The organism is Rhodococcus sp. 105337 (assembly GCF_012844225.1).
In the GTDB taxonomy this organism is placed as follows: Bacteria; Actinomycetota; Actinomycetes; order Mycobacteriales; family Mycobacteriaceae; genus Rhodococcus.
The window spans coordinates 456,182-469,993 of sequence record NZ_JABAGQ010000002.1 but is presented as its reverse complement, the minus strand read 5'-3'; the positions used below and the strand labels follow the sequence as shown (position 1 = coordinate 469,993).

Genomic DNA, 13,812 nt, shown 5'->3' with positions numbered 1-13,812 from the left:
CTCGAAAACGATCCCTCCGGACAGTAGGAACATACACTCGGAGTGTTGTAACCTGTCGCTGAAAAGTGACGTCGATCTCACCGAGACCCGGCAGAACGCCCGAAAGGCCGGAGAAGGCCCGAGAGAAAGTGCACCCGCTGTGCAATCAATCGTTACCCCGAGTGAACCTCCGGACCGCCTCCGTCTCGAGGGCATCGAAGTCCGTTTCGGTGGCCTCGTCGCACTCGAGAACGTGTCGCTCCAGGTGCCGGCCGGCTCGGTCGTCGGCGTCATGGGACCGAACGGCGCAGGCAAGACGACGTTGTTCAACGTCGTCTGCGGGTTCCTGCGCCCGCACGCCGGGACACTGACCCTCGACGGCCGGCCGGTACGCCCCGCCCCGCACCGCCTCGTCCGGCATGGAGTGGCGCGCACCCTGCAGGGACTCGGGCTCTTCGGTGGGCTCACCGTTCTCGAAAATGTCGCCGCAGGAGCGTCGGTGTCGCACCGCGCGTCGTTCGTCACCGGCCTGCTCGGGTTGCCGTACGGCGCCCGCACCCAGCTCGCCGCCCGCAGTTCCGCCGCGACACTGCTCGACGAGTTCGGGATCGGAGAGTACGCACAGGCACTCCCGCCGGCACTCCCCTACGCGGTCGCCAAGAAGGTCGCGCTCGCGCGCGCTCTGATCTCCGATCCCACATTGCTTCTTCTCGACGAACCGGCAGGCGGTCTCGACAGCAGCGACATCGAAGAGTTGGGGACTCTGATCCGCCAACTGCCTTCGCGCGGCGACGGATCGCGTTCGGTGATGCTCGTCGAACACAACGTCGACCTGATCATGTCGGTGTGCGACCACATCGTCGTGCTCGACTTCGGCAAGGTGATCGCCGCGGGGACCCCCGACGAGATCCGTGCCGATCCGCTGGTCGCGGCGGCCTACCTCGGCGGAAAAGAGGCAGCGTGACCTCTCCGTTGCTCCGGATCGAAAACCTCACGGGCGGATACGGTCCCGTACCGGTCCTGCACGAGGTGAGCTTCGACGTCCCGTCCGGCACCATCGCCGCTGTCGTCGGCGCCAACGGCGCCGGGAAAACAACCTTGCTGCGGGCACTGTCGGGAATGCTGCCGGCGGTCCAGGGTTCGATCAGCGTGTCGGGGACGTCCGTGCTCGGTGTCCCGACGGAGAAACTCGTGCACCACGGGGTTGCCCACGTGCCCGAAGGTCGCGGCGTGATCGGCGAACTGACCGTCGAGGAAAATCTGCGTCTCGGCGGACTGTGGCGCAAGGACCGCGCCGACACCACTCGCGCCATTGCCGAGATGTACGAGATGTTCGAGCCTCTCGCCCGGCGCCGGACCAGCAGCGGCCATCAACTCTCCGGCGGCGAGCGGCAGATGCTCGCGATCGGCCGGGCACTGGTCGCGCGGCCTTCGCTGCTCCTGCTCGACGAACCTTCGCTCGGTCTTGCGCCGCGCATCGTCGACCTGATCATGTCGGTCCTGCGCGACCTGCGGGACCGCACCGGCCTGACGGTGGTCCTCGTCGAGCAGAACGTTCACAGTGCGCTTCCGATCGCCGACCAGGCGATCGTGCTGGCACTGGGCCGCGTCGTCGTCGCCACCTCGGCCGCGGAACTCGTCATGGACAGCGACTTCCGCACCGCGTACCTGGGCTTCTGAGGAGCAACCGATGGACAGATTCCTGTTTCTCACCGTGGACGGTCTCGCGCGCGGTGCCGTCTTCGCAGCGTTCGCACTCGCGCTCGTGCTGATCTGGCGCGGTACCCGCGTGATCAACTTCGCGCAGGGCGCGATGGCTGCGGCCACCACCTACATCGCCTATTCGGTGACGTCGGCGACCGGTTCGTACTGGTACGGACTGCTCGCCGCCGTCGTGAGCGGCTTCCTCCTGGGTGCCCTCGTCGAGCGAGTGCTGATCCGCCGCCTCGACCACAGCCGCCCACTAGCCGCGGTGATCGTCGCGCTGGGCCTCGTGATGGTGATCCACGCCGTACTCGGCATGATCTACGGCAACGACTTCCGTCCCATGCAGTTGCCGTTCAGCCGCGACCCGCTGCGGGTCGGGACGGTTCCGCTGCTGTCTCCGTACGACGTGTTCGTCTTCGCTGCGGTGGGTGTCGTGGTCATCGGCCTCGCCCTGCTGTTCACCCGTACCGATCTCGGCCTGAAGATGCGGGCCTCGGCGTTCGCTCCGGACGTCTCGCGACTGCTCGGGGTGAAGGTCTCGGCGATGCTCACCCTCGGGTGGGCTCTGGCCGGCGCAGTCGGCGGGCTCGCGGCCCTGCTCGTCGTACCCACCGAACTCGGGCTCAACCCGCACGCAGTGGATCTCGTGTTCATCTTCGCCTTCACCGCAGCGGTGATCGGCGGTTTGGACAGCCCCGTGGGCGCGGTGCTCGGCGGGCTCGCGACAGGGTTGCTGCTGAGTTTCGTCAGCGGCTACCTCAGTGGAAGCATCGCGCCGATCGCGGTACTTCTGATGCTGCTGGCGGTGCTTCTGCTGCGGCCCCAAGGCATTTTCTCCGGCGTCGCCGCCAGGCAGGTCTGACCATGCACACTTCCCGCTTCGATTCGTTTGCCGTGCGCGCCGCGGTGGTGGCCGGTATCGCCGTCGCCGTCATCGCGATCATCTTCGTACTGCCCCCCTTCCGGAACTACCAGTTGGCGACCATCGCGGCCTATCTGTGCGCGACAGCCGGGCTGACAGTGCTCATCGGCCGCAACGGTCAGCTCTCGCTGGGGCACGGAGCGCTGATGGCGTGCGGGGCATACTCGTTCGCGCTGACCTCCAACGCGATGGGCGACGCCGGGGTCACCGGGATTTCGGTGCTGCTCGTGCCGCTCGTCGCTGCCGTGCTCGTGACCTCCGTCGTCGGGATCGTCGTCGGGGCTGCCGCCGCACGGCTTCACGGCCCCTACCTGGCGGGCTTGACGCTCGCGCTGGTCGTCGTGATCCCGTCGATCACCACCACGTTCTCGAGTGTGCTCGGCGGCGACCAAGGACTGTGGGCGTATGTGGAGGGACCGCCGAGCAGCATCGCAGCGGCGTTCACCGTCGAACAGTGGCAGGCCATGATCGCCGTGGTCGCCGCGGCCCTCACTGTGCTCGCGCTGTCGAATCTCATTGCCGGAGACTTCGGCCGCCGCATGCAGGCCGTGCGCGACGACGAGATCGCCGCTCGCCTCGCGGGTATCGACGTCGCCCGCACCAAGATCACCACATTCGTGGTGAGTGCCGGTGCCGCCGGCCTCGGCGGCGGTGTCCTCGCCATGGTCTCCCAGAGCGCGTCCCCGGGCGCGTTCGGTGTCACCTTCTCCCTGTTCCTGCTGATGGGCGTGGTGATCGGCGGGCTCGGCTCTCTTCTCGGCGCCGTATGGGGCGCGGTGCTTCTGGTCGTGCTCCCCGCACTCGTAGCCGCCCTCACCGACACGCTCGAACTGTCCCCGTCCCTCGCCGAACGTCTGGACGGCAACCTCGCGATCGCGGTCTTCGGCGTCGCCGTCATCCTCATCGTGATGCTCGCGCCCGCCGGCCTCCAAGGTCTGTTCAGCGCAGCAGTCCGCCGTCTCCGGCCGCGCACCGGTAAGCCACGACACGGGCGCGGTCCCGATTCCACTTCCGTCTCCACCCCACCGAAAGCAGAGGCCAGCATATGAAAACAGGTCGGCGACAAAAACTTTCCCTCGTCGCTCTCGTTGCGACGACGGCCGTGACGCTTGCCGCGTGCGGCAGCGGCAGCACCGCGTCGACAGGGTCCTCCGGTGAAGGAGACACCACCGGTGTCACCGACACCTCGGTGCTGGTCGGCACCCACATGCCACTGACCGGGCCGGCCGCCGCCGGTTACTCGAAGATCCCTCCCGCCACCCAGGCGTACTTCGACTACGTCAACGAACAAGGCGGCGTCAACGGCCGCACCATCGAGTACAAGGCACTCGACGACGGCTACAACCCGTCCAACACCCAGCAGGTCGTGCGCGAACTGGTGCTGCAGGACCGCGTGTTCGCGCTGCTCGGTGGTCTCGGGACACCCACCCATTCCGGTGTGCTCGACTTCCTCAACACCAATAATGTTCCCGACCTGTTCGTCGCGTCCGGTTCGCGGATCTGGAACCAGCCCGACAAATACCCGAACACGTTCGGATTCAACGCCGACTACACCGTCGAAGCCAAGATCATGGCTCAGTACGTGAAGGACAACCTCCCCGGCAAGAAGGTGTGCACCCTCGGGCAGGACGACGACCTGGGTGGCGACTACCTGGCGGGAGTCGAGCAGATCGTCGGTGCCGACGCGGTGGTCGAGAAGCAGTTCTACGCCACCAGCAATACCAACGTCGCTCCGCAGATCGGTGCGCTCCAGGCCGCGGGTTGCGAGGTCGTCATGCTCGCAACGATTCCCGGCTTCACCGCCCTCGCGATCGGCACCGCGGGCCGACTCGGATTCCGGCCGCAGTGGACCACCGCCTCGGTCGGTGGCGATTACCTGACCCTGTCCAAGACCCTCGGTGACGCAGCCCCGCTCGCGGAAGGATTGCTCAGCACCAATTACCTGCCGTCGCACTTCAGCCAAGACGACGAGTGGACCACCAAGTTCCGGGAGATCAACACCAAGTACAACAACGACGCCGAGTTCGACGGCAACGTCGTCTACGGGATGTCGATGGCGCACACCTTCGTTCAGGCGCTCGAAGCTGCGGGTGAGAATCCCACCCGCGAATCGATCGTCGAGGCCGTCCGGTCGAGCGACTTCACGGGCCCGAACCTCGTGCCGTTCCGGTTCTCCGAGGACGATCACTCCGGTGCCGGGGGCGCACGGGTCAACCAGGTCACCAACGGTGTCCAGGAGTACTTCGGCCCCGCGTACACCACCACCGACGCTCTCGGCGATCCGGTCGTGGAGTACCGAGCGGAATAGCGAACACCGGCAGTCGAGCCGCGGCTGCCGACACCCCCCCAGACGGCGTCGGCCGGGCAGCGTACGAGGATGCCCGGCCGACGCCCTTTCATGTCGGTAGCACCGCGTACTGTCGCGTCCATGCACAACGCGCAGCACCAAGGCTAGCCCCGGCCCGGGGCCGCCCCGAGTCAGGAGAAACCTGATGCGCGCTGCACTCTGCAACACCCTGTTCACCGGGTTCGGTCACCGGATCTGCTGTGGCCGGATCCCCGAGTGGACCGCCTATGTGGGCCAGGAGTGGGACACCTACCACGTCGCCCCGTGGAATCTGTACAACGTGATCTGGCGGATCCAGAACTGGATCCGCGGTGGTGTCGACTGAGGTGTCGAACCACCGAGCCCACCGACTCCGCCGGTCGGGTTCACTCCGGAGCAGTCGCCATCGCCGAGAGTCGCTGCGCGAGAGTCCGTGCCGCCTCCCGTAATTCGGGAGGCTCCAGGACCACGGCGTCGAAACCCAGTCGCGCGACGTGCATGGCGAGCCAATCCAGGTCCTGCCCGCCGACGACGAGCACACACCAACCGTCGTGCTCGTCGTCGACGCGGCCGACCTGGGGCGGCACCAATTCCCGGACCCGGTGGGCGGGGGCATGCACCCGCACCCGCGCAAGATATCGGTAGGGCGCCTCGGTGACGGCGCGTTGCACGTAGGAAATCGGGTCCGGGTAGTCCCTCGGGCGGAACCGCCAGGTCGTCGCCGTCACGTCGCCCATCCGGTCGAGCCGGAAGGTACGCCAGTCGTCGCGGTCGATGTCCCAGGCCATCAGATACCAGCGGTGGCCGGCGACGACCAAGCGCACCGGTTCGGTCGTGCGTTCCCGGTCCTCCCCGTCACGGTCGGTGTACCGGAACCGCACGCGCACCGCGTCGCGGCAGGCCCGGGCCAGAACCATCAGCGTGTCGGCGTCGATCTCGATGTCGGGTCCCACCAAGGTCTCCATCGCCCCGTACACCGCCCGCACCTCCGCCCGCAGTCGCGGCGGCATGACCTGGTCCAGTTTCGCGAGCGCCCGCAGCGACGCCTCGGCCGATCCGGTGATCGTGCTTCCCGACGCCAGCCGCAACGAGACCGCTGTCGCAATCGCCTCTTCGTCGTGAAAGAGCAACGGAGGCAATCGTGTTCCGGCGCCGAGCTGATAGCCGCCGCCGACGCCCGCGGTGGCACGGACGGGATACCCCAGTGACCGCAACCGCTCCACGTCGCGGCGCACCGACCGGTCGGTGACCCTCAGTTCCACCGCGAGGTCCGCGGCAGTCCAGGACGGCCGGCTCTGCAGCAGCGCCAGCAACCGCAGCACCCGTTCGGTCGTCGCCTCGACGGTCACGATTTCCATCGTCGCACGATCACGGAACGATCCTGTCCGGAATGTGGGGGACGCTTGTACCCATGACGGACCGACACTGGAATTCTCTCCTGCGAGACCAGCTCGCCACCCCGGTGCGCAGTCGCCTCGACGGACTCACCGACGAGGAGTACTTCTGGGAACCCGCTCCCGATTGCTGGAACGTGCGCCCGCGAGGCACCGGCACCGCACCCGTGCAGGCCGGCAGCGGCGCCATGACGATCGACTTCGCATTTCCGGAGCCGGACGCGCCGCCGTTCACGACGATCGCGTGGCGCCTCGGCCACGTCATCGTCGGAGTACTCGCGATGCGCAACGCGTCGCACTTCGGACGGGCACCCACCGACTACGCCTCGTTCGAGTACGCCGCGACCGCGGACGAGGCGCTCGCCCAACTCGACGCGGAATACGCGACCTGGGCCGCCGGTGTCGAATCGCTCGGGGAAGAGGGATTGTTCCGCCCCTGCGGGGAGGCGGAGGGTCCGTACGCCGACTACCCGATGGCGACCCTGGTTCTGCACATCAACCGCGAGCTGATCCATCACCTCTCGGAGGTGTGCCTGCTCCGCGACCTCTATCTGCACACCCGCCGTTCGACTCGACAGGAGGTGGGCTGACATGGCCCGCGACATCCAGATCACCTTCGACTGCGGTGATCCCGCAAAACTCGCCCAGTTCTGGGCCGACGTCCTCGGCTACGAGGTGCAGGCCCCGCCCCCGGGTTTCGCGTCCTGGGAGGAAGCACTCGAAGCAATGGGAGTGCCACCGGAACACCACAACGACGCGTCCGCTGTCGTCGATCCCGACGGAGCCGGACCACGACTGTTCTTCCAGCGAGTTCCGGAAGGAAAGCAGGTCAAGAACCGAGTGCATCTCGACGTTCGAGCGGCACCCGAAACGGACGGCGACGCCCGAATGGAGCTGTTGGAGAAGGAAGCCGAGCGGCTCGTGACCCGCGGAGCCGAGCGGGTTCGACGCCACGAGCCCGCTCCCCCACTCGACGCCGGACACATCGTGATGACCGATCCCGAAGGTAACGAGTTCTGCCTCGATTGACGGTCGTGCACAAGTCACGGGCCATGCGGGGCCTCGGACCCGGAGGCGTACCGGCTAGGCGGCGTGCCGGGCGGCGAGGGACTCGCCGGCCGAGATCGCCGACTCCTCCGCGGTTTTGCGCATCGTCACCGCTGTCTCGGTGAACTCGTCGAGGGCGGGGTTCACGCCGACGAGGGTGAAGTCGCGCTCGACGATCGTGAGGTCCGCACCCCAGTGGTCGACGAGAATCCGACGTGCGTAGCCGGTGCTGTGGTCCCAGCCGTCGCGCGGAGTCCCGGGTCCGTACGCACCGCCGCGTGTGACGACCAGGACGGTGGGCGTGCCGTCGAGAAGCCGAACGCCGTGCTCGGCGCCGACCACGGTGAGATCGATCCATGCTTTCACGTGCTGTGAGACGCCGTAGTTGTAGAGCGGAAACGCCAGAACGACTGCCGTAGCCTGCTGCAACTCGGTCGCGAGTCGCTCTGCGAGGGCGAGTGCATGGCGCTGCGGCTCGTTGCGATCCTGTTCCGGCGTGGCACTTCCGGAGAGGGCATTTCCCCAGGCGTCGGACGGCAGGGGGTCCTGACCGAGGTGCCGCCGGACGACGGGAACCGCCGGGTGCGCAGCGGTGACCCGATCGAGAACGAGATCGGCGAGCGCGCTGCTTGCGGAGCGGTCGCCTTGAATGCTGGCGTCGATACGGAGTAGGTGCATGATTGTCTCCCGAGAGTTACGGACTTGAATGTTCAAGTCGGACGCTACACGCGACGACTTGAATGTTCAACACGTCGGGTACGGTGTTCTTGTGAGCGTCGAAAACACCCGCGCATCCGCTTCCTCCGGCGATGACGAGACTCTCTGGCTGTCACCGGACCAACTGCGCGATTGGGTATCCCTCGTCGAACTGCTGTCGACGCTTCCCCCCGCCATGGACGCGCAGCTCAAGCGAGACGCGGGGATGAATTCGTTCGAGTACCACATCCTCGCCGTGCTGGCCGAGGCGCCGGACCGCACCCTGATTCTCAGCGAGCTGGCCCCGTTGGCACAGGGCTCCCTGTCCCGCCTGTCCCACGCGATCACCAGACTCGAGCGGTCGGGATGGGTCGAGCGGCGCAGCTGCACCGTCCGTGGCGGTCGGCGAGCCGAAGCGTGGCTCACCGATGCCGGACTTGCGAAGCTCGAAAAGACCGCGCCGGGCCACGTCCGGGAGGCGCGTCGTCTCGTCGTCGACGTTCTCACTCCCGGCCAGTTCGCCGCGCTCGGCGATGCCGCCCGGACCATCAACGCGGCACTCACGGCGGGTCCGGCCGAGTGCCCGGAGTCCACGGACAGTTGATCCGCCAACCGGCACGGCCGCTCGTGTGAGGATCGCGGACATGGATGTCTTCCTGAAATCCGGGCGGCTGGTGCTGCGTCCCTTCACCGGCACCGATGCCGGCAACCTCGTAGCACTCGACAACGACCCCGACGTCATGCGCTTCATCAACGGCGGCCGCGCCGCGAGCCTCGAAGTTGTCCGAACGCAGACGCTGCCACGGCTCTTGCACGAGTACCCGTGCTTCGGCACCCGCGGCTACTGGGCAGCGGAAGACAGGGACACCGGAATCTTCCTGGGCTGGTTCGAGTTCCGCCCCCTGGATGACCATCGCTCCGCCGTAGTCGAACTCGGCTACCGACTGAACAGGGCCGCCTGGGGCAAGGGCCTGGCCACGGAGGGATCGCGCGCTCTGATCGACAAGGGGTTCACCGACCTCGGAGTGGAGCGGGTCACCGCGAACACGATGGCGGTCAACACGCGCTCCCGCCGCGTGCTGGAAAAGGCAGGTCTGCTGTTCGTACGAAGCTTCACCGGGGACTGGGCGGAGGCGATCGAAGGATCCGAACACGGTGACGTCGAGTACTCCCTCAGCCGAGCCGAGTGGGAACAGCGCCGGTAGTCGCTTCTCGGTGCGCCGGGCTCGTCTCGCGATGAGTTCCACCGTGGCGACGAGTCGACCCACTCGACAACGTTTCCGAGATGAAGGACCTGATCATGGAAGACACCGGGAGCGCATTCATCGACGTGATGACGATCGGGGTACCGGTCACCGACCAAGACCGCGCACTCGCGTTCTACGTCGACACACTCGGCTTCGAGACACGAATGGACGTACCGCTCGAACAACTCGGGGGTCGCTGGATCATCGTCGCGCCACCGGATGCTCGCACAACGATCGCACTGGTTCCTGCCGGCGACGGCACTCCTGCGGGCATCGAGACCGGAATCAGGCTCACCACGTCCGATGCCGCAGCGCTGCACACGCAACTACGGGAGCGCGACGTCGTCGTCGGTGAACTGCTCCTCTGGGACGGCGTACCACCGATGTTCACGTTCCGCGATCAGGACGGGAACGGTTTCGAAGCCGTCGAGCAACCGGCCCTCGACGCGGTCTGAGGTGGGGCGGGCGGGGCTCGAACCCGCGACCAATGGATTATGAGTCCACGGCTCTAACCGACTGAGCTACCGCCCCTCCGCGGCGACGGGTCGCCGCAGAACACTGCCGCATCGGACAGCGCTCCGGAATGGTACCTGGGGCGGCACCGCCGAATCGAGACGGGGTGACGCAGTTGTGTCACGACCGTCACACCGACCGGTGCCCCAGGCCACAAACGAAAAATCCTCCCACCCTGTGACGGGTGGGAGGATTTCAAGCGCTCCCCCGGCTGGACTCGAACCAGCAACCGTTCGATTAACAGTCGAATGCTCTGCCAATTGAGCTACAGGGGATTGTCCTGCGGTGCTCCGCGGTTTCCCCCGGTGCGTGGAAAACCATAGCGCTCAACCCGCCGCGGTGCCAAATCGCCTGCACAGTGCGCGTCCGGGCCAAGATCAGGCAGGATGGAACAGACGCGCAGCCACGGGTGGAAGGACAGCACATTGATGGGTTTGTTGGTCGGAGTCGCAGCGGGCTATGTGCTCGGCACCAAAGCGGGTCGTGCCCGATACGAGCAGATCAGCAAGACCGCGAGGGCGGTGGCGGGGAGCCCGGTCACCAAGAAGGCGATCGAGGTGGGACGACAGAAGCTCGCCGACTCGCTGAGCCCTCAGCCGAAGCTCGAGCCGATGAAGCCGATCGACGAGCACACGACGATCATGATCCCGCGGGATCAGCTCAAGAAGTAGCTGCTCAGCCGGCCAGGCCGTCGCCGCTCGTATCGCCGATGGCCTGGTCGAGCAAGCTCCGCCGGTACTGCTCGAGTGCCATGAGGTCGCCGAGCAGCGCGTGGAACTCGTCCGATTCGGTGGCGGGCGAGATGCGCTGCAACTTCGACTTCAGTTCCGCGACCTGCTCCCCCACCCACACTTCTTGCAGGCGTGCCAGCACGCCGCCGATGTAGCGCGGAATGCGGTCTTCCTCGGCCGGTATCGGCTCGACTGCGAGTTCCATCACCAGCGAATGCGCGACGGGGTCCTTCGCTGCCCGGCCGACCGCGTCGACCCACTCGCCGCCACCCATACCCGAACCGGTGCCGCCCGCGGCAGCGACCGCTGTACGGACCGCTGCGTACGCCGGATCGGTGAAGGTCTCCTTGGGCAGCGAATCGAATACGGTTCCGGCAATGCCCGGGTACTGGAGGGCGGCCTTGAGCGCATCACGTTGCGGCCACAGGGACGGGTCGTTCGGGCGGGGGCGGCGCAACGCCGACGCGGGCGCCTGGGGCGCCACGGTGACTCCGGCCCGGGACTTCGTTTCCGGTGCGCGGGCACCTCGCCGCGCTTCGTCCTGCACCCGGCGTCGCACCGCGGGAATGTCGTCCCAGCCCACCCAGTGCGCGAGTTGCACCGAGTAGTTGTCGCGCAAGGTGCGGTCCTTGATCTGCGCGACCACCGGAACGCAGCGGCGCAGTGCCTCGACCCTTCCCTCCGCGTTGTCCAGATTGTGTTCGGAGAGAATAGATTTCACCACGAACTCGAACATCGGAGTCCTGCGGGCGACGAGATCGCGCACGGCGCCGTCACCGGACTCCTGCCGGAGTTCGCAGGGATCCATGCCCTTGGGGGCGATCGCGACGTAGGTTTTCGCCGCCGTCTTCTGGTCGCCCTCGAATGCTTTCATCGCGGCGGCTCGGCCGGCGTCGTCACCGTCGAAGGTGTAGATGACCTCGCCGCGGAAATAGCTGTCGTCCATGAGCAGGCGGCGCAGCATGGCCAGGTGCTCGTCGCCGAAGGCGGTTCCGCACGCGGCCACGGCGGTCTTCACGCCGGCGAGATGCATGGCCATGACGTCGGTGTAACCCTCGACGATCACCGCCTGGTGTGATTTGGCGATCTCGCGCTTCGCGAGGTCCAACCCGAACAGCACCTGAGACTTCTTGTACAGCTGCGTCTCCGGCGTGTTCATGTACTTCGCGGTGATCTGGTCGTCGTCGTACAGCCGTCGCGCCCCGAACCCGATGACGTCACCGGAGAGATTGCGGATCGGCCACAACAGTCGCCGGTGGAACCGGTCGATGGGTCCGCGGCGCCCCTCCCGCGACAGTCCGGCCGCCTCGAGTTCTGCGAACTCGAACCCCCGACCGAGAAGATGCTTGGTGAGCAGGTCCCATCCGGCGGGCGCGAAGCCGCAGCCGAACGTCTCGGCGGCGGCGCTGTCGAAGTTGCGCTCGGTGAGGTAGTCGCGCGCCGCCTGGGCACCCGGGGTGCGCAGTTGCTCGGCGTAGAACTCCTGGGCGGCGGCATTCGCGGCGACGAGGCGGGCACGGGTACCGCGGTCGCGCTGGACCGACGGCCCGCCGCCTTCGTAGTTGAGGGTGTAGCCCACGCGCTCCGCGAGTTGCTCGACGGCTTCGACGAAACTGACGTGTTCGATCTTCTGCAGGAACGAGTAGACGTCGCCACCCTCCCCGCACCCGAAGCAATGGAAGTGCCCGTGGTTGGGCCGCACGTGGAACGACGGCGACTTCTCGTCGTGGAACGGGCACAGCCCCTTCAGGGAGTCGGCGCCGCCTCGCTTGAGTGCGACGTATTCACCGACGATGTCTTCGATGCGGGCGCGGTCGCGAATGGCCGCGATGTCTCTGTCTGAAATTCGGCCGGCCACGACGTCGATTCTAAGCCGCTCGGCCGCCGCCGCCCGCAGCGGTGGTCCCGCGTCGCGGTGCTACCCCCAGCTGGCCTGCGCGGCGAGGCTGTCCCGGTCGATGCGCTCGAGCCGGGATTCGGTGCACGACGCGATCTGATCGACCACCACGCGCACCCGCGCCGCGTCGTCGGGTGCGTCTTTCCACGCCGCGGCGAAGAACGGATCGAGGCCCACCGGCGCCGTCCGCAGCAGCCATTCCGCGACGCGGTGGATCCGCTCGCGCTGCGCCTCCTGCCGGGTGCGGTGCACGCGGTCGGACATGACGAACTGCAGCGCCATCGTCTTGAGCAAGGCCACCTCGGCGGCGACCACGGGCGGAATCACCAGGTCGGCGTCGTATCTCGTGACGGGTTGGTCACCGGTGACCTCCCGCGTTCCCAGGATCGCGGCGGTGGCGTATCGGCCGACGAGTTCGCTGGTGAGCCGTTTGAGAGCGACGGAACTGGCCAGGGTGCCGTCGAAGGTTCCGACGTCGATCACGACGGGCATCTCCGACAATCGTTTCGCTGCTTCGGTGAGTTCGTCGGGGACGAGATCGGAGAATTCGCGCATGCCCAGTTCGATGAGCGCGGACACTGCGTCCGCGTCGCCGAGCACCCGCAGGTCGATTCGGCCGTCGATGACGCCGTCCTCGACGTCGTGCACCGAGTACGCGACGTCGTCGGACCAGTCCATGATCTGCGCCTCGAGGCATTTGCGGCGATCCGGCGCGCCCTCCCGCACCCACGTCAGCACTTCGACGTCGTCGTCGTACGCGCCGAACTTCGCGCCCGGAGACGGCCGCGTCCACGGATATTTGAGCGTCGCGTCGAGGGCGGCGCGGGTGAGGTTCAGGCCGGCGCTCGTGCCGTCCGGATAGAGAACCTTGGGCTCCAGGCACGTCAGGATGCGCAGGTTCTGCGCGTTCCCTTCGAATCCTCCGCACGGCGCCGCCACCGCGTCCAGGGCGCGCTCTCCGTTGTGCCCGTACGGCGGGTGCCCGATGTCGTGGGCGAGTCCCGCGAGGTCCACGACATCGGCGTCGGCGCCGATTCCCTCCGCGATGCTGCGGCCGATCTGCGCGACCTCCATCGAGTGCGTGAGCCGGGTGCGCGGAGTGTCACCGTCGCGAGGGCCGACGACCTGAGTCTTGTCGGCCAGCCTGCGCAGGGCAGCGGAGTGCTGGACCCGCGCGCGGTCGCGCGCGAATGCGGTGCGGTCGGCGGCGGCCCGTTCAGCACCGATCAACGCCGAGCGCTTCGGCGGTTCGGCGACACGCCGCTCCAGATCGTGTTCGCTGTAGCCCTGCATCAGATCCGTCCTTCGTCGCACCGGCCGTACGTCCCCCGGCCCCTACTCACATGTACGCCT

At 67.2% G+C, this 13,812-nt stretch carries 16 protein-coding genes and 2 tRNA genes; 12 read left to right on the top strand and 6 right to left on the bottom strand.

What is annotated here, in order from left to right; translation table 11 throughout:
• The first annotated feature begins 139 nt into the window (after nucleotides 1–139).
• From HF886_RS05950 to HF886_RS05925, 6 genes are all read left to right on the top strand, one after another.
• The gene (locus tag HF886_RS05950) at nucleotides 140–943 is read left to right on the top strand and encodes an ABC transporter ATP-binding protein (protein ID WP_346765297.1); all 804 of its coding nucleotides are present in this window, start codon (nucleotides 140–142) and stop codon (nucleotides 941–943) included.
• A complete protein-coding gene (locus HF886_RS05945; RefSeq protein WP_169651777.1) occupies nucleotides 940–1,659 on the top strand; it encodes an ABC transporter ATP-binding protein in 720 nt (239 codons plus the stop codon). Before HF886_RS05950 ends, HF886_RS05945 begins: the two co-directional genes overlap by 4 nt.
• A gap of 10 nt (nucleotides 1,660–1,669) precedes the next feature.
• The gene (locus tag HF886_RS05940; protein ID WP_169620264.1) at nucleotides 1,670–2,548 is read left to right on the top strand and encodes a branched-chain amino acid ABC transporter permease; all 879 of its coding nucleotides are present in this window, start codon (nucleotides 1,670–1,672) and stop codon (nucleotides 2,546–2,548) included.
• A 2-nt stretch (nucleotides 2,549–2,550) separates the two neighbouring features.
• Nucleotides 2,551–3,657, top strand: a complete 1,107-nt coding sequence (locus tag HF886_RS05935; RefSeq protein ID WP_169620265.1) for a branched-chain amino acid ABC transporter permease — start codon at nucleotides 2,551–2,553, stop codon at nucleotides 3,655–3,657.
• A gap of 53 nt (nucleotides 3,658–3,710) precedes the next feature.
• A complete protein-coding gene (locus HF886_RS05930; protein WP_206038548.1) occupies nucleotides 3,711–4,916 on the top strand; it encodes an ABC transporter substrate-binding protein in 1,206 nt (401 codons plus the stop codon).
• Nucleotides 4,917–5,100: 184 nt separating this feature from the next.
• Nucleotides 5,101–5,280, top strand: a complete 180-nt coding sequence (locus HF886_RS05925; protein WP_169651775.1) for a hypothetical protein — start codon at nucleotides 5,101–5,103, stop codon at nucleotides 5,278–5,280.
• Between the two features lie 40 nt (nucleotides 5,281–5,320).
• Here HF886_RS05925 and HF886_RS05920 read toward each other — a convergent pair whose 3' ends face one another.
• Entirely contained in the window at nucleotides 5,321–6,283 is a 963-nt protein-coding gene (locus tag HF886_RS05920) for a YafY family protein (protein ID WP_169651838.1), read from the bottom strand.
• A gap of 62 nt (nucleotides 6,284–6,345) precedes the next feature.
• Here HF886_RS05920 and HF886_RS05915 point away from each other — a divergent pair, with 62 nt between their 5' ends.
• Both HF886_RS05915 and HF886_RS05910 read left to right on the top strand, forming a co-directional pair.
• A complete protein-coding gene (locus tag HF886_RS05915; protein ID WP_169651774.1) occupies nucleotides 6,346–6,918 on the top strand; it encodes a DinB family protein in 573 nt (190 codons plus the stop codon).
• 1 nt (nucleotide 6,919) lies between these two features.
• On the top strand, nucleotides 6,920–7,357 hold the full coding sequence (locus tag HF886_RS05910) for a VOC family protein (RefSeq protein WP_169620269.1): 438 nt from the start codon (nucleotides 6,920–6,922) through the stop codon (nucleotides 7,355–7,357).
• Nucleotides 7,358–7,411: 54 nt separating this feature from the next.
• Here HF886_RS05910 and HF886_RS05905 read toward each other — a convergent pair whose 3' ends face one another.
• Nucleotides 7,412–8,053, bottom strand: a complete 642-nt coding sequence (locus HF886_RS05905) for an NAD(P)H-dependent oxidoreductase (protein WP_169620270.1) — start codon at nucleotides 8,051–8,053, stop codon at nucleotides 7,412–7,414.
• Nucleotides 8,054–8,144: 91 nt separating this feature from the next.
• On the opposite strand from HF886_RS05905, the gene HF886_RS05900 reads away from it, so the two are divergent.
• From HF886_RS05900 to HF886_RS05890, 3 genes are all read left to right on the top strand, one after another.
• On the top strand, nucleotides 8,145–8,675 hold the full coding sequence (locus HF886_RS05900; protein WP_296550107.1) for a MarR family transcriptional regulator: 531 nt from the start codon (nucleotides 8,145–8,147) through the stop codon (nucleotides 8,673–8,675).
• A 40-nt stretch (nucleotides 8,676–8,715) separates the two neighbouring features.
• Nucleotides 8,716–9,276 (top strand): GNAT family N-acetyltransferase, encoded by a 561-nt coding sequence (locus tag HF886_RS05895; RefSeq protein ID WP_169651773.1) that lies wholly within the window; start codon nucleotides 8,716–8,718, stop codon nucleotides 9,274–9,276.
• A gap of 80 nt (nucleotides 9,277–9,356) precedes the next feature.
• On the top strand, nucleotides 9,357–9,773 hold the full coding sequence (locus tag HF886_RS05890; protein WP_240954892.1) for a VOC family protein: 417 nt from the start codon (nucleotides 9,357–9,359) through the stop codon (nucleotides 9,771–9,773).
• Nucleotides 9,774–9,775: 2 nt separating this feature from the next.
• Here the strand turns inward: HF886_RS05890 and HF886_RS05885 are convergent.
• Nucleotides 9,776–9,849 (bottom strand) — tRNA-Ile (locus tag HF886_RS05885).
• A 184-nt stretch (nucleotides 9,850–10,033) separates the two neighbouring features.
• Nucleotides 10,034–10,106 (bottom strand) — tRNA-Asn (locus HF886_RS05880).
• 150 nt (nucleotides 10,107–10,256) lie between these two features.
• On the opposite strand from HF886_RS05880, the gene HF886_RS05875 reads away from it, so the two are divergent.
• Entirely contained in the window at nucleotides 10,257–10,502 is a 246-nt protein-coding gene (locus tag HF886_RS05875) for a hypothetical protein (RefSeq protein ID WP_206036732.1), read from the top strand.
• A gap of 4 nt (nucleotides 10,503–10,506) precedes the next feature.
• Here the strand turns inward: HF886_RS05875 and dnaG are convergent, their stop codons facing one another.
• Together dnaG and HF886_RS05865 are read right to left on the bottom strand one after the other, a co-directional pair.
• Nucleotides 10,507–12,420 (bottom strand): DNA primase, encoded by a 1,914-nt coding sequence (gene dnaG / locus HF886_RS05870; protein WP_169651772.1) that lies wholly within the window; start codon nucleotides 12,418–12,420, stop codon nucleotides 10,507–10,509.
• Nucleotides 12,421–12,480: 60 nt separating this feature from the next.
• The gene (locus tag HF886_RS05865) at nucleotides 12,481–13,752 is read right to left on the bottom strand and encodes a deoxyguanosinetriphosphate triphosphohydrolase (protein WP_169620301.1); all 1,272 of its coding nucleotides are present in this window, start codon (nucleotides 13,750–13,752) and stop codon (nucleotides 12,481–12,483) included.
• Nucleotides 13,753–13,812: the final 60 nt, after the last annotated feature.